Below are 17,294 nucleotides of genomic sequence, written 5' to 3'. Positions count from 1 at the left end.
GCATCAGGGTTTAATTAAACCATAGCGAATAGCAAGGTGAGTCAGCTTCACATCACTGTCGATGTTGAGCTTTTCAAAAATTCGGTAACGATAAGTATTGACCGTTTTTACGCTGACAAAAAGCTTGTCAGAAATTTCCTGTGCACTAATGCAATTCACGACCATCATCGCCACCTGCATTTCACGTTCAGACAGAGCATCAAAAGGCGAGGTTTGTGTATCCGATAGATAAGAACTGGCCAGTTGTTCAGCAATATCAGCGCTGAAATATTTGCCGCCTTGCATCACTTTATTAATCGCACGTACCATTTCGGTCACAGGTGCACCTTTGGTAATGTAGCCTTTGGCGCCAGCCTTGAGTAACAGGGAAGGATAAGGTTCTTCAGCTAGACCACTGACCGCCAGTACTTTGGTCTCGGGTGCAGTTTGTAGTAAGCGGCGTGTGGTTTCAACGCCACCAATCCCTGGCATATTGACATCTAACAGAACTACATTCGGGTGATGTTGACGGACGAGGTTAATTGCTTCTTCACCAGATTCAGCTTGGCCAATGACTTGAACATCGGCATGGTCCTCGAGCATTCGACAAATCCCTGTACGTACTAACTCATGGTCATCTACCACTAAAACTGTGATCACCTAGCTCTTCCTCACTATAAAAACCATATTTTTTGTTACATAAAGCAAAATAAGCTTGCAATGAAACGACAAAATTAGCAATCCTATTCTTAGGCTTATTTGAAAAGATATGCACGCTGTTGACGGCAATGCTGTTCGCATTGTGTACAAATGTAAGGCATATTGGCGTGAATACGCAAATGTATCTTATGGGTTATGAAGTTGAGTGAAGAAAAGTGAAAAAATCAAATAAATTTTTAATGCATCTATTGGGATGGTCGATTGCAACGACGGTCAGTACCCATAGCTTTGCAGACTTGGTGATGAATCCGGGCTCGGGCCCTAGCCAAGCAAGCATGAGCTGGTCTGCAGCAGATGCAGAACAGCTTCTGAATGATGATCTAATGGAAGATCCTGAAGAGTACGCTCCTCAGGGTTCAACAAAAGTCACCACCAGTATTCGCAGTTCTAACGGTGTGGTGACGAACAATAGTACCTCAAAAACGGTACAAATTTTCGATACCTCCAAATATTCAAACCAACCTAGTGTCAATGCTCGTGCAGCACTGGTGATGGATGGCAATACAGGTGAAGTGCTTTACAGTAAAAACAGTAATACCGCGCTGCCGATTGCCTCGATTACTAAGCTGATGACGGCGGTGGTGATTTCAGATGCGCGTTTAAATATGTCTGAAAACATTACTTTACAGCAAGCGGACTTTTCGTGTTCGGGTTGTAAAAGTTCAAGCTCGTCCCTGCGTGCAGGGGACAGTATGAACCGTGCAGAGGCCTTGTTATTTGCATTAATGAAGTCAGAAAACCCAGCAGCATCAGCGCTTGCACGGACGTATCCGGGTGGTCGCTCAGCCTTTGTTTCGGCGATGAATGCCAAAGCAAAATCTTTGGGTATGAATTCAACCCATTATATGGAATCGACTGGTCTGCATCCAGGCAATGTCGCTTCAGCACGTGACTTGGGTATTTTGGTCAATGCTGCGTCTCAGTATGGTCTGATTCGTCAGTTCTCAACCACAGCAAGCTATGACTTTAACTTGGGCTATCGTGTATTGAAATCAAACAATACCAATGCCTTGGTTCGTAATGGTGGTTGGAATATTAATATTTCAAAAACAGGTTTCATTAATGAAGCCGGTCGCTGTGTGGTGATGCATACCACTTTAAATAACCGTCCAGCAGTGGTGGTGTTATTGGGCGCGGACTCATCTGCAGCACGTACCAATGATGCAACGCGCCTAATGAACTGGGCAAGCCAATTACCAAAACGTATTTAACCCGACTTTGTTTTTGTTCACTCAACAACAAAAATTGAGTCATAAAAAAAGCCCTGCATATGCAGGGCTTTTTTTGTCTTCTCTCAATTACATGTTTGAAAGAATGGAATCGCGAACTTGTTCTAAAGTTGCATCGATTGACAGCATGACCGCATCAGAACATTGTTTGATCGCAGTATCAGGGTCTTTCAGACCATTACCTGTCACGGTACAGACAATCACAGAACCTTCCGCAATTTTTCCAGCTTTGATGTCACGGATTGCACCGCCAATCGACGCTGCAGAAGCAGGTTCTACAAAGACACCTTCATACATTGAAAGCAAACGTTGTGCTTCTAAGATTTCAGCATCAGTCAGTTCATCGAACCAACCTTGAGAGTCACGAACCACTGCTTTAGCATGGTTCCAGCTTTGTGGATTACCAATACGGATTGCCGTTGCAACTGTTTCAGGGTTCTCAACGGGTGCACCACGTAAGAATGGCGCAGCACCTGCTGCTTGGTAACCAACCATGGTTGGTAAGCCTTCAGGTTTAGGACCTGTGAATTGATCTGTTTCAGCGTCGTAAATCACTTGCTCAAATTGATCTGCCGGTTGGTTGGCAACGGCTTCGGTATAACCCATCCAGTGTGCAGTAATGTTCCCTGCGTTACCCACTGGTAAGCAGTGGTAATCTGGTGCACGGCCTAACTCATCTACGATTTCGTAAGCAATGGTTTTTTGACCTTGCAAACGGTACGGGTTGATTGAGTTTACGATCGTTACAGGGGCTTTATCGGCAATTTCTTTAACCAGACGCATACCGTCATCGAAGTTACCACGGATTTGCATGGTGATGGCACCATACATCATTGCTTGCGCCATTTTACCCATGGCAATTTTGCCTTCTGGGATTAACACAAACGCTTTGATGCCTGCGCGCGCTGCATAAGCCGCAGCCGCAGCTGAGGTATTACCTGTAGAGGCACAGATAATCGCTTTTGAGCCTTCTTCAACGGCTTTAGTGACTGCCATGGTCATACCACGGTCTTTAAATGAACCAGTCGGGTTTAAGCCCTCGTACTTCACATAAATTTCAACATTTTTGCCAATTAAACGTGGAATGTTCTCGAGTTTAATCAGTGGCGTATTACCTTCACCTAAAGAAATAGCGCGAGTAGTTGCAGACACTGGTAAACGGTCGCGATAACGGTCAACTAAACCAGTATAACGATTGGCATTCGACATGATGATGTTCCAATTGTGTGTAGAGCTTGGTGAGGAAGAGAAGAGCGTTCTTTTCCTCAACCCGATTAATTATCAAGCGATTCTAAACGAATTCGCACGATTTCGCCATGAATGACGGGTAAGGCTTGAATTTGGGCAAGTGCCTCGTCCATTTTTGATTCAATGACTGGATCAGTCAAAATCACGATTGGAATAAGGTCTTTTAAACGCGGTTGCTGCATGATGGCATCAATACTGATGCCTGCACGACTGAGAATCGTGGTCACATCTGCCAAGACGCCCGTTTGATCTTCTGCATTAATCCGGATGTAATAACCGGTGGTCATTTCTTCACGGCTTAAAATGGGCACATTGGTTAGTGCTTCGAAGGCCAATTGTGGAATTGTACCAGCACCATCTTCGGTATAAGAGATATCACGAACGATATCAATGACATCTGCAACGACTGCAGACGCGGTTGGACCTGCACCTGCGCCTGCGCCATAGTACAAAGTTGGGCCGACAGCATGTGCTTGTACCAAGACGGCATTTTTAACGCCGTTGACATTGGCAATCAGTTCTTCCGCAGGGATCAAGGTTGGGTGAACACGAAGTTCGATGCCATTCGCTGCGCGACGCGCAATCCCCAAGTGCTTAATACGGAAACCCAGCTCTTCAGCATACTTCACGTCTTGCGCTGTGATTTTACTGATGCCTTCGGTATAGACTTTGTCAAACTGTAGCGGAATACCAAAAGCACACGATGCTAAAATCGTGAGTTTATGTGCAGCATCAATGCCTTCGACATCAAAAGTTGGATCAGCTTCGGCATAACCGAGTTCTTGTGCTTCTTTTAATACGTCTGCAAAGGCACGACCTTTTTCACGCATTTCAGTCAAGATAAAGTTGCCTGTACCATTGATGATACCCGCCAACCAATTAATCTTGTTTGCCGCTAGGCCTTCACGCATCACTTTAATGATGGGAATACCCCCTGCAACCGCAGCTTCATAGGCGATTTGCACGGCATTGTCATCCGCCAGTTTGAACAGCTCATTACCATGTTCTGCAAGTAAAGCTTTGTTCGCGGTGACCACTTGTTTACCATGTAAAATGGCTTCTTTAATCACTTCATATGCAGGGTGGATGCCACCCATTACTTCAACCACAACATCGACATCAGGCTGACGCACAATGTCGAGTAAGTCAGCACTTTGCTTGACCTCATCGCCTAAATCTAAGTCTGGACGAGGGCGGCGTGTGCCGACATAGGTAATTTGAATTTCACGACCGGTGCGACGTTTAATCTCAGCAGCATTTTCTTTTAGTAGTTTAAGGGCACCACCACCCACAGTACCAAGACCGAGGATTGCCAGACGAACTGGTTTCACGTCACACTCCAATTTACTTATATATTGAACCAAGCCTAGATCATAGCTAAAAAAACTGTGAGACTCTAGGAAAGAAATCATTTTATGTTCAACTATAAATATTAGTTAAATAACAAATAAAAATTAGTTATTTAAGGCGATTTAATAATTCACTTGGGGCCAAATAACCACCGAGATATTCACCATCTTCATTATAGATCGCAGGTGTACCATTTACGCCCATGTTCAGACCCAATTGGTATTGATCTCGCACTGGATTTTTACAGGTCGCCGGTGGAAGTTGAGCACCTGAAATTGCTTGATCAAAGGCAGCTTGACGGTCTGCACTACACCACACACTTTCCATGGCTGGCATGAACTGTTCACCACGCGGCCATGCAATGTAACGTACTTCAATGCCTTGGGCCGTGATTTCAGGGATATGCTCGTGCAGTTTATGGCAGTAAGGACAGCTGGCATCAGTAAAGACATAAACCACATGTTTGGTCTTGCCTTTGGCTTTATAAACCAGAAGATCTTCAGTTTTCAGTCCAGCTAGAAGTTTTTTGTTGGCTTCAGCTTGCAGGTTGTCGCTGACGTTGTGGAGGGTTTTATCGCCCAAGCGAATCACATCACCTTGGATAATATATTTACCATCTGCCGTGGTATAAACCGAGCTCATCCCTTCAAGATTGACCCAAAATAAGTTTGGCACTTCAGTGGTTTTGATATCGATGATTTTGGCATTGATATTGGCTGTTTTGAAATGCTTTTGAAGAGTGTCAATTAAACGTTGCTTTGCATTACGTTCCGTCAAAGTTGACGCTTCACCTGTGGCTGGCGCGCTTGCCGTTAAAGAGTCTTGTTTTTTTTCTTCAGTGTTATTTGAACATGCTGTAAATAGAACACTTGAAGCAATGGCACAGGCAATGAACAGTGGTTTACGGGTAAATAACATAGATAACCCTTTTTCTTTTGACTTTATAAAAACAGAGCGCCAAGCATAGCAAAAAAAGTACAGGACTCGGTAATACTTCGTAGTCTTCGTGCTAAAAACAGCCTTAAGTTATGGATGATCAAGACCTTAAGCCCTTGGGTGATGGCTGGCATGTAGTTGTTGCATACGCACTTGTGCGACATGGGTGTAAATTTGTGTCGTGGACAGATCACTATGTCCCAATAACATTTGTACTACACGCAAGTCGGCGCCGTGATTGAGTAAATGCGTTGCAAAAGCGTGTCGTAAGGTATGTGGAGACAGTTCAGCCTGAATTCCTGCTTGTAAGGCATAGCGTTTAATGGCGTACCAAAAGTTTTGCCGACTCATAATGCCGCCATGTTGAGTTAAAAATAGATAGTCAGTTGCAGATTTATATAATTGCGGACGGGATTCAATTAAGTATTTTTCGACCCATTCCACTGCGATTTGCCCCAAAGGTACCAGTCTTTCTTTATTGCCTTTACCCGTAATTCTTAAATAGCCTTGTTTTAAATTGATTAAGTCTAACCGTAAGTTTAGTAGCTCAGATACACGCAGTCCACAGGCATATAAGACTTCAAACATGGCACGATCACGGAGTCCGAGAGCGGTTTCAATATCTGGAGCTTGAATTAAGGCATCCACGTCTTGCTCAGACAAATCTTTAGGCAGTGCGCGGCCAATTTTGGGTGTTTTATGTAGCGCGACAGGGTTGTCTGAACGCAGTTTTTGTTCCCGTAGAAATTTAAAAAAAGAACGCAGAGCAGACAGACAGCGCGCAATGGAGCGCGGGCTTTTGCCTTGCTTGGTGAGGGTCAGCAGAACATCGGCGACATCATCACTGCTCCATTCAGGCATGCTCACCCGACTACACTCGCTGCACTGCAATAAGTCAGAGAGATAAGCATTTCGGGTGTGTGGGCTGACGGTTTGTGCAATGAGATAATCTTTAAAGCCGTGTAAAAAACTGAGCTGAGTTGGGATTTGAACAGGCGCAGGCACACGCGGTTTTTTATTTAACATAAAGCTCTCAAGCACATCATCACGGAAAGACAAAAACAAGGAATAGGGGGTTTATTCAATGTAGTGTAATCATTCTCGCTTGTCGATGTGTTATAACAGATGCGAATCATTATCGAATCTGATTTGGTAATTATTCTCATTTGTTTGTATACTGTTCAAAATATTAAAGGGTTGGATGCGGTGCGTTTATCTGATTTAAAAGTCAAACAAACTGCCATCATTAACAAAGTGAATCATACTTTGGATGGCGAAGCTCAGACTGATTTGGTGGCTAGTCGTCTTGAAACATTAGGCTTTGTCGCAGGTACAAAAGTACAGGTGATTACCAAAGGTGTTTTTGGTGGCGATCCAATTTTAATCCAAGTGGGTTTTACACGTTTCGCCTTAAGAAAAGTTGAAGCTGAAAAAATTGAAATTCAAGTCGAAGGAGCACCTAGATGAGTGATGCCTTGCGTGTTGCCCTTGTAGGTAATCCAAACTGCGGTAAAACTTCGTTATTTAACCATCTCACTGGAACACGCCAAAAAGTAGGTAACTATGCGGGTGTAACGGTTGAGCGTAAAGTTGGTCAATTTACTCTTCCTTCAGGTCAAGCAGTTCGCGTGCTGGATTTGCCAGGGACGTATAGCTTAGATGCGACCAGTCCTGATGAAATGATTACCCGCGACGTGGTGATGGGGAAAATTGCAGACGAAGGTCAGCAAGATGCTTTCTTATGTGTGGTTGATGCAACCAACCTCAAACTTCACCTCGGTTTAGTGATTGAACTGATTGCATTGGGCCGTCCAATGTTAATCGTTTTAAATATGATGGATGAAGCACGCCGCCGTGGCATGCAAATCAATACCCAAAAGCTTTCTGAGCGCTTGGGTGTGCCGATCGTTGAAACCGTTGCGGTGCGTAACTCGGGTATTGAAAGCCTGCTCAGCGCTTTAGAGCAGGGCAAATATGCCGTGCCTTATACCGAGTTGACGGGTCTAAAAGGCGACACTGCACATGAGAAAGTCGAAAATTTATTACATGATGCCGTGCAATACGTCGATGAAGAAGACAAGCGAACTGATTTTCTGGATAAAATTTTCCTACATCCAGTTTTGGGTTTAGTTAGCCTTGCAGTCATGATGTTTATTGTCTTCCAAGCCGTTTTTGCTTGGGCAGCGCCGTTTATGGATGGGATTGAAACCTTCTTTGGCTGGCTGGGTGAAACCATCGGTGGGTCTATTAGCCACCCTTTACTTAACAGTTTGGTGGTAGACGGGATTATTGCGGGTGCGGGCGGTGTCGTGGTGTTCTTGCCGCAGATTTTAATTTTGTTCTTCTTTATCTTGGTATTGGAAGAGTCGGGTTATTTACCGCGCGCCGCATTTTTGCTGGATAAGCTGATGTTTAAAGCAGGTCTTTCTGGGCGTGCCTTTATTCCATTGTTGTCTAGCTTTGCCTGCGCAATTCCGGGCATCATGGCATCGCGTACCATTAGTGATCCGCGTGACCGTTTGACTACGATTTTTGTGGCACCGTTAATGACGTGTTCTGCACGTTTACCTGTATATGCCTTGTTAATTGCTGCTTTTATTCCTGAACAAACTGTTTGGGGGATCTTCAATCTGCAAGGTTTGGTGTTGTTTGCTTTATATATGGCCGGGATTGTGAGTGCACTGTGTGTATCTTTCGTTCTGAAATTCTTCCATAAAGACAAGTCACAACATATGTTGATGATGGAGTTGCCAAGCTATCGTTTTCCTGACTTAAAGAATATTTGGATTGGTTTACTTGACCGTGCCAAGATCTTCTTGCGTCGCGTGGGTGGCATCATTTTCGCGTTGTCTATTTTGCTGTGGTTCTTATGTACCTTCCCGCAAGCCCCTGAAGGCGCGACTTTACCTGAAATTGATTATTCATTTGCCGGTATGCTCGGTCATTTACTGCAACCAATTTTTGCACCGCTGGGCTTCAACTGGCAGATTTGTATTGCCTTGATTCCAGCCATGGCCGCTCGTGAAGTGGTGGTGGCAGCTTTAGGTACGGTATATGCCTTATCCGCTGTTGATGAAGATGCCATGTCACAAGGTTTGGCTTCACTGATCAGTAGTGGCGGTGAGCTCGGCTGGTCGGTGGCGACTGGTCTGTCTTTATTGGTGTGGTTTATTTATGCACCGCACTGTTTGGCGACTTTGGCGACGGTCAAACGTGAAACAGGTTCATGGAAAACCGTGAGTTTTATGACCATTTACTTGTTTGGTTTGGCTTATTTAATGTCATTCCTGACCTATCAAATTGCAACGCACTATTTGGGCTAATCGGCGTAAATAGGCGAGGAGATTGAGATGATTGAAATTCTAATTGTTGCTGCTCTAGTGATCTGGAGTGCAGTGGTGGTATTTAAGAAAGTATTTCCTAAGACATCGGGTTCAGTTTTCATGTCCTTGTCCACGCTGTGTGAGGCTCGCGGTTGGACTCGTTTGGCGACGTGGTTAAGGCCGTCAATGGCTGGCGGGTGTGGCGGAAACTGTGCCTGCCCAGCAACAGAAGACAGCAATGCGAAAAAGCCTGAAGTTCAAGCGGTGAAGTGGAAATAAAACAATTTTTGTTCACAAATAAAAAAGCCGTCCAAGAGGGACGGCTTTTTTACGCACTGACACAAAAAAAGTGCAGGAAAGTCAAAACAGAAAAAGCATTCAAAACAGCAAAGTGCTAACATTTCCGCAGATAAATCTCAGACCAAGCATGGGGCGAAAATGTTAATACAACGTGGTGGACTTAAGGTCGTTGCAGGGCTCGGCATTTCTGGTGTTGCAGCGGTCAATTTTTTACATAACCAAGGCTACCGCGTTGCAGTAACGGACTCTCGATCGACCCCGCCCGGTCATGACCAAATTCCAGCAGAGGTACAAACCAGTTTTGGTCAGTTTGACGCAGAACTGTTGTTGTCTGCTGAAGAAATCGTTATTAGCCCTGGGCTCGATCCGAAACTACCTGAAATTCAAGCTGCGATTGCCAAAGGCATTCCCGTTGTGAGTGAAATTCAGATTTTACGCCGTGCAACTGACAAGCCAATCATGGCCATTACTGGGTCTAATGCAAAAAGTACTGTGACGACCTTGATTGGTCTGATGGCTGAACATGCAGGCGTGAAAGTCGCGGTAGGCGGTAACCTTGGTCGCCCAGCCTTGGACCTAACCAAAGATCAGCCAGATTTATACATTTTAGAACTATCTAGCTTTCAGTTAGAAACCACTTCAAATTTACAAGCTGAAGTTGCGGTGGTGCTGAATATGAGTGAAGACCATCTTGACCGTCATGGCGATATGATGGGCTATCACACCGCGAAGCATCGCATTTTCCAAGGCGTGAAAAAAGTCGTTCATAACCGTGATGACTCACTTACTCGTCCTTTGGTCCCTGATGCTACGCCAATGCAAAGCTTTGGTTTAAATGCGCCTGATATGAATCAGTACGGTGTATTAAGAGATGACGACGGTACGATCTGGTTGGCTCGTGGTCGCACACGTTTATTGAACAGTGCAGAGATGTATATTCAAGGCACACACAATGTGGCCAATGCTTTGGCCTGTTTGGCTTTGGGTGAGGCAATCAACTTGCCACTGGAGTCTATGTTGGAAACGTTGAAAAGCTTTAAAGGCTTAGAACATCGCTGTGAGTTTGTGAAAGAAGTTGAGGGTGTCCGTTACTATAATGACTCTAAGGGTACCAACGTCGGCGCAACACTGGCTGCGATTGATGGTCTAGGCGCTGCGATTGAAGCCAAAGGTGGTAAGGTCGCGATCATTTTAGGTGGTCAAGGCAAAGGGCAAGACTTTAGCGCTTTACGTGAGGCTTTGAGCAAATACGTGAAAGTGGCGGTATTGATTGGTGAAGATGCGGCGTTGATTGAACAAGCTGTGGCAGGAACAACGACCTTGCTGCATGCTGAGACTTTAGAGCAGGCGGTTGCACTTTGCCAAGCCCATACCCAAGCCCATGATGTCGTGTTATTGTCACCTGCATGTGCAAGTTTTGATATGTTCAGTGGTTACCCACAGCGCGGACATCAGTTTGTCGCTTGTGTGCAAGAACTCCACTAAAAATAATAAGGAAATTGAGATGGCTGAGTTTGCTCAGACAACGATCAATAAAATTAACCAGTTTTATAGCCGTTGGGCGCCGCGTGTACCCAGCGAAGTGACACCACGTAATGTGTTGATCTTCTGCGTCATTGCGTTGTTGTGTTTAGGTTCGATCATGGTCGCATCTGCGTCTATGCCTTATGCTGAACGCCTTCATGAGAATTCATTTCACTATGTCCTTCGTCACGGCATTTCAATTGCCGTGGCTGGCGTTTTGGCCTATGCGGTATACCGAGTTCCGCTCAATGTTTGGTTCAATAATACCTTTCCGCTGTGGATTTTGACTATCTTACTGCTGGCTGCCGTGCTTGTTGTCGGGACAGAGGTCAATGGTTCGACCCGCTGGATTCGTGTTGCGGGCTTTACGTTACAGGCTTCTGAGGTCGCCAAAGTAATGATGGCGATCTTCACAGCGGACTATGTGGTACGCCGTGCCGAAGAAGTAAGAAATAACATCAAAGGTTTGATCCGTCTCGGCATCATTATGCTTTTGACGGTGGGTTTGATTATTGCGGAGCCCGACTTGGGTGCAACCGTGGTGATTAGTTTGATGATGCTCGGTATCTTCTTCCTTGCTGGCGCGCCGTTGATTCAGTTTGGTATGGCTTTTGGTGCAATTTTTGCGGCCTTTGTCTTTCTGATTGTATTTGAGCCTTACCGTTTTGAACGTCTAATGTCTTTCTCAAACCCTTGGGAAGATCCGCTAGGCACTGGTTACCAGCTTTCCAATGCCTTGATGGCCTTTGGGCGTGGTGAATGGTTTGGTGTAGGACTTGGCCACAGTGTACAGAAAATGGCCTACTTGCCTGAAGCGCATACCGACTTCATGTTGGCCATTTTAGGCGAAGAGTTTGGCTTTTTCGGGATCACTACGGTCTTAATTCTGTCCTTTACCATGTTGCTGTGCTGTATCAAAGTCGGTCATCGTGCCTTGAAAAATCAGTACTTGCGTGCGGGTTATTTGGCTTATGGGGTATCGATTATTTTCTTACTGCAAATTTTGGTAAACGCAGGTATGAATATGGGGATGCTGCCAACCAAAGGTCTGACGCTACCTTTCATTAGTTATGGCGGTTCATCACTGATTATGTGCGCAGTGATGATCAGTTTGATTTTGAAAATTGATGCAACAACACAAAGTGCCAATCCAACCAAAGAAGAATCCAGCTTCTAAGCGGGTTGTTCTTTCATGACGCTTTCCGCAGACTAAACGTACTTTTCGTTTTATGCGGATAGCGTTTGAGCCCTTCCTAAATTTTTGAATTTCTTTCAATTACAAACGTTGCGCGCTATATCTAGAGTTGAGTTTCTGTCGCAATCGTTTTGCTATAAATAGATACCATGCAGGGTAGTACGGTGCGGAATCAGTGAAACATCCCATTGTGCGATGGCTTGTTGTAACATTCGTTCAGGGTGGTCTAGTTCGACAACTGGCTGATTTAAAGCGCGTATTGCTTGAGCGAGTAGTGTGGGGGCTTGGTTAAGATCCAGTGCCTGTGCCATATTTTGTTTAGACAACTTTTGCCCTTGATCATTCATGGCTAAAGGCAGGTGCATATAGCTAAGACGTGGGTAATCTAGTAGTTGACCTAAATAAATTTGGCGCTCGGTATTATCCAATAGATCTGCACCACGAACCACATGGGTGATGCCTTGTAGGTAGTCATCTACCACGACCGCTAATTGATAGTTGATAATGCCATCCCGGCGTTTCAGTACAAAGTCACCGAGCTCATGTGCCAGTTGTGAGCAGTGTCTGCCTTGCAGAGCATCATCAAAACAAATCTCGACATCTTCCACTTTGACGCGAATGGCTTGTTGCTCAAAAGGCAGAGCAAGGTCACGGCAGGTGCCTGCATAAATGTGGTTAGAACCGAGCATTTTGCGGGTGCACTGACAAGCATAGACCAGTTTGAGTTGATGCAGTTGTTGAATCACGTCTTCATATAGGTCGAGACGATCTTTTTGGAAAATGATCTCCGCATCGGGCTGAAAGCCGAAAGCCTCGATACAACGCAAGATATGGCTTTCACTGCCAGGGTAAATACGCGGGATGTCGGTATCTTCGATACGAACCAACCATGAGCCTTGATGTGCTTTTGCTTCACAGTAACTGGCAACGGCGGTGATGAGTGAACCAAAATGCAAAGGGCCGGTTGGCGATGGCGCAAACCGACCCACATAAGCCATCCTGTTGTCCCCCTCCTTATGTAAAGGAGGGGTTGGGGGAGGATTATTGAATAACATGATTAACCGTTATTTTGCTTCTCTTTGATTTCTGCCAGTGTTTTGCAGTCAATACATAAAGTCGCAGTTGGACGAGCCTCTAAACGGCGCAGACCAATTTCGATACCACAGGTTTCACAGAAACCATAGTCATCGTTTTTAATCGCTTCAATTGATTGTTCGATTTTGCGGATGAGCTTACGTTCACGGTCACGTGTACGTAGTTCAATTGCAAACTCTTCTTCTTGTGTCGCGCGGTCATTCACATCAGGCAAAGCGGTGTTTTCGTCTTGCATGGTGTTGAGTGTGCGGTCAACTTCTGACATCAACTCTGCTTTCCATGCCAACAAAATTTGGCGGAAGTGCTCAAGCTGACCTTCAGACATGTATTCTTCATTTTTTTTCGGCTGATAAGGTTCAATACCAAATAAGCTTGCAGTAGAACCACCGTCAGTCGCTTTAGGCTTAGTTTTGCGCACACGTTTTGTAGATTTTTCATCTACAACATCAGTTTGTTCGTCTAAGACAGTATTTTGGTTGTCATTCGCCATTTAGGGCAATCCTCATCATATACGTATCTTTAATACGCAAAAAATATGGTGATATGCAAGTGTTTTTATCCACCCTCGAGGAGATTCACCCTCGGGGGTCGTCATCATATAGACTTTTTAAGTATTTTGATAGTCTTTGATGTTTGGATTAAATTGATCACTTTTTCGTAAGAGCAACTAAGGTAATTGAAAACGATAAAAATGAAAAGTTAATAACCTGAAATTTCAACATTTATTTTTTGCTGTGCATGTAAGACACGTTCTACGTGGGTTTCATGGCTGCCATCTGCGTTTAATTGTAAAATACGATAACCTGGTGCTTGCTCATCTAAGGCGAAATGATCGCTTAAAGGCTTAAATTGGACACTGGTAGACGGCGTCGAGTAAAACTGAATACCATGCCATTCACGCCATGATTCTTGATGGACATGTCCCGACAGCACAATTTTGACATTGTGGTATTTCGCAAGAACCGCAGTGAGGTCTTGGGTGTTCTTGAGTTTATGTTGATCAATCCATTTTGACTGCATTTCAAAAGGATGATGATGACAGGCAATCACAATGTGTTGCAGGGCAAATTCTTGTAGGATTTGTTCCAGTTGGTTCAATTGTGCTTCATCGACCCAGCCATCGATTTTACCTTTGACAGCACTATTAAGTAAAACCACGCTCCAAGGGCCGAAGTGAATCACATGAACTTTGTTTTGCTGCTGATGAAAAGGGAAGTGTTCGGCATTGTCATGATTGCCCGGAACCTGATAAAACGGCGTCTTTAAACTCTGCATAAAGTCTAAATAGCGTTGATAGGTTCGAGGCACAGGTACTTGTGCCAAGTCACCTGTATGGACGATGGCATTCAGCTGTGGGTGACGCTCAACAATATGTTGCATCACATGATGAAAGCTTTGCTCTGGATTCATACGTACAAACTCCAGATGATCTTGATCCATCAAGTGCGTATCTGAAATTTGGATAATGGTCCAATTTTTCTCATTATTTAAAGTCATGCCTGACCCCTTAGACATTCCTTGTCGTTTTAATCTGTTGTTGTAGCCATTGCAAGGCCATTATGACAGGCGCATTTCTGAGCCGACCATTGGAAAGTAATGTATCGATCTGCGCATAATCAATCAGGTGTAATAAAATATTTTCACCTTCATCGGGCATACCAAATACGCCACCTTGTTCGGGTAAATTGGCCGCAGCACTATACAGATGAAACAGTTCCGCACAGGCACCTGCTGAAGGATAAAAGCTAAACAGATGTTGTAAGTGTTCAATCTGACAGCCTGATTCTTCTAATGCTTCACGGCGAATACAGCTTTCAGGTGATTCATCACCATCGAGTACTCCCGCAATAATCTCCAGCTGCCAAGCTGAATCTTGATCATCCATAGCACCAATACGAAACTGTTCAATCAAGGCAAATTTTTGTTGTGCATCATCATAAATTAAGACACCCGCCGCTTCAGGGCGCTGAATAAGCTCACGTGAAATCACAGCGGTGTACTCAGCTTGATTAAACAGGCGATGACGTAAATTTACTTTTTCTACTTGAACAAAACTCTGAAAAACAAAGGCTCTGTCTACAATTTGGACATCTTCACGGTGATATGTAGCTTGCTTAATTATGTTCATAAAGCGCAATCAGGATGAAATTTATCATTTCATCCTAACTGAGAATCGCATGATTACAAAAGGTTTTTTATCAGCTTACACTTTTTGGTACAAGTTTTGTCCGCTTGCATGGAATTGTTTTTTCATGCTATCGAGACCGGTTTCGACCTCTTCTTGCTGAATTTTATTCAGTGCAGCGTTTTGCTGGTTTTGTGCATAATCACGCACGTTTTGTGTGATTTTCATCGAGCAAAACTTGGGACCGCACATCGAACAGAAGTGCGCAGACTTGTGCGCTTCCTTCGGCATGGTTTCATCATGCATGCTACGCGCCGTGTCTGGATCAAGGCTGAGATTAAACTGATCTTCCCAGCGGAATTCAAAACGTGCTTTAGACAGAGCATTGTCACGAACTTGCGCACCCGGATGACCTTTGGCCAAATCTGCCGCATGTGCTGCAATTTTATAGGTGATGATGCCATCTTTGACGTCTTTTTTGTTCGGCAGGCCCAAGTGTTCTTTTGGCGTGACATAGCACAACATGGCAGTCCCATACCAACCAATCATCGCCGCACCAATCGCAGAAGTAATATGGTCATAACCCGGTGCAATATCGGTGGTTAATGGCCCTAAAGTGTAGAAGGGCGCTTCTTGGCAGACTTCAAGTTGTAGATCCATATTTTCTTTGATCATATGCATAGGCACATGCCCTGGACCTTCAATCATCACTTGCACATCATGTTTCCATGCACGATGGGTCAACTCACCTAAAGTGCGTAATTCAGAGAACTGTGCTTCGTCATTGGCATCTTGGATACACCCTGGACGTAGGCCATCGCCGAGGCTGAATGACACATCATAGGCTTTCATGATTTCGCAGATTTCATCGAAATGCGTATAGAGGAAGTTTTCTTGATGATGGGCCAAACACCACTGTGCCATAATCGAACCACCACGAGACACAATACCGGTGAGGCGATTCGCCGTCATTGGAACATAACGTAATAAGACACCTGCATGAATGGTGAAGTAATCTACGCCTTGCTCCGCTTGCTCGATCAGCGTGTCTTTGAAGATTTCCCACGTCAGGTCTTCCGCCACCCCATCAACTTTTTCTAAAGCTTGATAGATCGGTACCGTACCAATCGGAACAGGTGAGTTACGAATAATCCATTCTCGGGTTTCATGGATGTTCTTTCCTGTGGAGAGGTCCATGATGGTGTCTGCACCCCAACGGGTTGCCCACGTCATTTTTGCGACTTCTTCATCGATTGAAGAACCGAGAGCCGAGTTGCCAATATTGGCATTGATTTTCACCAAGAAGTTTCGGCCAATGATCATCGGTTCGATTTCAGGGTGGTTAATATTGGCAGGGATAATCGCCCGCCCTTCAGCCACTTCTTTGCGCACAAATTCAGGCGTGATTTCCATCAAGTTATGCGCACCAAAGTTTTGCCCCGCGTGCTGACGTGCATCGACCCCTTCACGTTGACGCTGATTTTCACGAATAGCGATGTATTCCATCTCAGGAGTGATGATGCCTTGTTTGGCATAATGCATCTGCGTGACATTGAGGCCTGCTTTGGCACGACGTGGTTTTTGAATATGGGCAAAACGAATATCAGCGGTACGAATATCCCGTAAACGCTCTTGACCAAAGCGTGAACTGAGGCTGTCTAACATTTCGGTATCGTTGCGCTCTTCAATCCAATTTTCGCGGACATTAGGTAGACCTTTGTTCAGATCAATACTGACATTGGTGTCGGTATACACACCAGAGGTGTCATACACCATCACTGGTGGATTGTACTCACCGCCTAAGCCTGTTGGGGTTTCGGTCAGTTCAATCTCACGCATGGGAACTTGAATGTCTGGGCGCGAACCTTGGATATAGACTTTTTTAGAGGCAGGCAAGATACGGGTCAGATCTTTGGCATCTTGTTCATGTTGTGCTGAAATTTCAGCGGAAAGATTCGTTAACTGGTTCATTGCAATGATCCTTATGAATGACATCAACGAATCAAGCACGACCAAAAACGATGGCAATTGAAGCTACTTCTGTGTGTTGTTGATTTGGTGATACAAATGCAACGGATGTATTTCTACTGGAAATAGTTCAATGAAAGGCGTTCAGTTTTTAGATGGCTTGATTCCTACGCAGGTCTTAACCTGATCAGGTTCAACGGTACTCAGCTTCAAAACTTTATTGAAAAGTCTTAGCTGATCTCAGCGAGCAATTACTCGCGCTCCGTCAAGCGATGCATCATCTTAACATGCACTGTTGTTAA

16 protein-coding genes and 1 riboswitch are annotated in these 17,294 nt (G+C 44.7%); of the genes, 6 read left to right on the top strand and 10 right to left on the bottom strand.

Translation table 11 applies throughout. From position 1 onward, the window contains the following. Nucleotides 1–3 precede the first annotated feature (3 nt). A complete protein-coding gene (locus tag JZ787_RS09685; RefSeq protein WP_004692836.1) occupies nt 4–639 on the bottom strand; it encodes a response regulator in 636 nt (211 codons plus the stop codon). 215 nt (nt 640–854) lie between these two features. Here JZ787_RS09685 and JZ787_RS09680 point away from each other — a divergent pair, with 215 nt between their 5' ends. Further along, complete coding sequence (locus JZ787_RS09680; protein ID WP_153041792.1) at nt 855–1,910, top strand: serine hydrolase; 1,056 nt, start codon at nt 855–857, stop codon at nt 1,908–1,910. 87 nt (nt 1,911–1,997) lie between these two features. On the opposite strand, the gene thrC is transcribed toward JZ787_RS09680, so the two are convergent. From thrC to xerD, 4 genes are all read right to left on the bottom strand, one after another. Then, nucleotides 1,998–3,137 carry a threonine synthase gene (thrC, locus tag JZ787_RS09675; RefSeq protein WP_004692833.1) on the bottom strand — a complete coding sequence of 380 codons (1,140 nt, stop codon included), beginning with the start codon at nt 3,135–3,137 and terminating at the stop codon, nt 1,998–2,000. Nucleotides 3,138–3,202: 65 nt separating this feature from the next. Beyond that, nucleotides 3,203–4,507, bottom strand: coding sequence for a homoserine dehydrogenase (locus tag JZ787_RS09670; protein ID WP_168159857.1), 1,305 nt, complete (start codon nt 4,505–4,507; stop codon nt 3,203–3,205). A gap of 127 nt (nt 4,508–4,634) precedes the next feature. After that, complete coding sequence (locus tag JZ787_RS09665; RefSeq protein WP_004692830.1) at nt 4,635–5,444, bottom strand: DsbC family protein; 810 nt, start codon at nt 5,442–5,444, stop codon at nt 4,635–4,637. Nucleotides 5,445–5,570: 126 nt separating this feature from the next. After that, the gene (gene xerD, locus JZ787_RS09660; protein WP_010325702.1) at nt 5,571–6,488 is read right to left on the bottom strand and encodes a site-specific tyrosine recombinase XerD; all 918 of its coding nucleotides are present in this window, start codon (nt 6,486–6,488) and stop codon (nt 5,571–5,573) included. A gap of 180 nt (nt 6,489–6,668) precedes the next feature. Here xerD and JZ787_RS09655 point away from each other — a divergent pair, with 180 nt between their 5' ends. The 5 genes from JZ787_RS09655 (at nt 6,669) to ftsW (ending at nt 11,786) form a co-directional block, all read left to right on the top strand. Next, nucleotides 6,669–6,929 (top strand): FeoA family protein, encoded by a 261-nt coding sequence (locus JZ787_RS09655; protein ID WP_010325703.1) that lies wholly within the window; start codon nt 6,669–6,671, stop codon nt 6,927–6,929. After that, nucleotides 6,926–8,785, top strand: a complete 1,860-nt coding sequence (locus JZ787_RS09650) for a ferrous iron transporter B (RefSeq protein WP_062033278.1) — start codon at nt 6,926–6,928, stop codon at nt 8,783–8,785. Before JZ787_RS09655 ends, JZ787_RS09650 begins: the two co-directional genes overlap by 4 nt. Nucleotides 8,786–8,812: 27 nt before the next feature. Continuing rightward, on the top strand, nt 8,813–9,064 hold the full coding sequence (locus JZ787_RS09645; protein WP_125273417.1) for a DUF6587 family protein: 252 nt from the start codon (nt 8,813–8,815) through the stop codon (nt 9,062–9,064). A 159-nt stretch (nt 9,065–9,223) separates the two neighbouring features. Then, nucleotides 9,224–10,570, top strand: coding sequence for a UDP-N-acetylmuramoyl-L-alanine--D-glutamate ligase (gene murD, locus JZ787_RS09640; protein WP_078425932.1), 1,347 nt, complete (start codon nt 9,224–9,226; stop codon nt 10,568–10,570). A gap of 19 nt (nt 10,571–10,589) precedes the next feature. Continuing rightward, a complete protein-coding gene (gene ftsW / locus JZ787_RS09635; RefSeq protein WP_010325707.1) occupies nt 10,590–11,786 on the top strand; it encodes a putative lipid II flippase FtsW in 1,197 nt (398 codons plus the stop codon). Between the two features lie 152 nt (nt 11,787–11,938). Here the strand turns inward: ftsW and gluQRS are convergent, their stop codons facing one another. From gluQRS to thiC, 5 genes are all read right to left on the bottom strand, one after another. Continuing rightward, nucleotides 11,939–12,859: a tRNA glutamyl-Q(34) synthetase GluQRS gene (gene gluQRS / locus JZ787_RS09630; protein ID WP_256350782.1), complete on the bottom strand. Its 921-nt coding sequence runs from the start codon at nt 12,857–12,859 to the stop codon at nt 11,939–11,941. 2 nt (nt 12,860–12,861) lie between these two features. Continuing rightward, nucleotides 12,862–13,389, bottom strand: coding sequence for an RNA polymerase-binding protein DksA (dksA, locus tag JZ787_RS09625; RefSeq protein ID WP_004692816.1), 528 nt, complete (start codon nt 13,387–13,389; stop codon nt 12,862–12,864). A gap of 209 nt (nt 13,390–13,598) precedes the next feature. Next, nucleotides 13,599–14,396: a 3',5'-cyclic-AMP phosphodiesterase gene (gene cpdA, locus JZ787_RS09620; protein ID WP_218289281.1), complete on the bottom strand. Its 798-nt coding sequence runs from the start codon at nt 14,394–14,396 to the stop codon at nt 13,599–13,601. Between the two features lie 10 nt (nt 14,397–14,406). Further along, complete coding sequence (locus JZ787_RS09615) at nt 14,407–15,027, bottom strand: NUDIX domain-containing protein (RefSeq protein ID WP_346312195.1); 621 nt, start codon at nt 15,025–15,027, stop codon at nt 14,407–14,409. 75 nt (nt 15,028–15,102) lie between these two features. After that, complete coding sequence (gene thiC, locus JZ787_RS09610) at nt 15,103–16,995, bottom strand: phosphomethylpyrimidine synthase ThiC (protein WP_346312194.1); 1,893 nt, start codon at nt 16,993–16,995, stop codon at nt 15,103–15,105. Between the two features lie 144 nt (nt 16,996–17,139). Continuing rightward, nucleotides 17,140–17,267: riboswitch (TPP riboswitch) on the bottom strand. Between the last annotated feature and the right edge of the window lie 27 nt (nt 17,268–17,294).

It is taken from the genome of Acinetobacter sp. BWR-L5 (assembly GCF_039655985.1).
Lineage (GTDB): Bacteria > Pseudomonadota > Gammaproteobacteria > Pseudomonadales > Moraxellaceae > Acinetobacter > Acinetobacter johnsonii.
The sequence above is the reverse complement of the archived record's forward strand: the minus strand, read 5'-3'. Positions and strand labels throughout refer to the sequence as shown.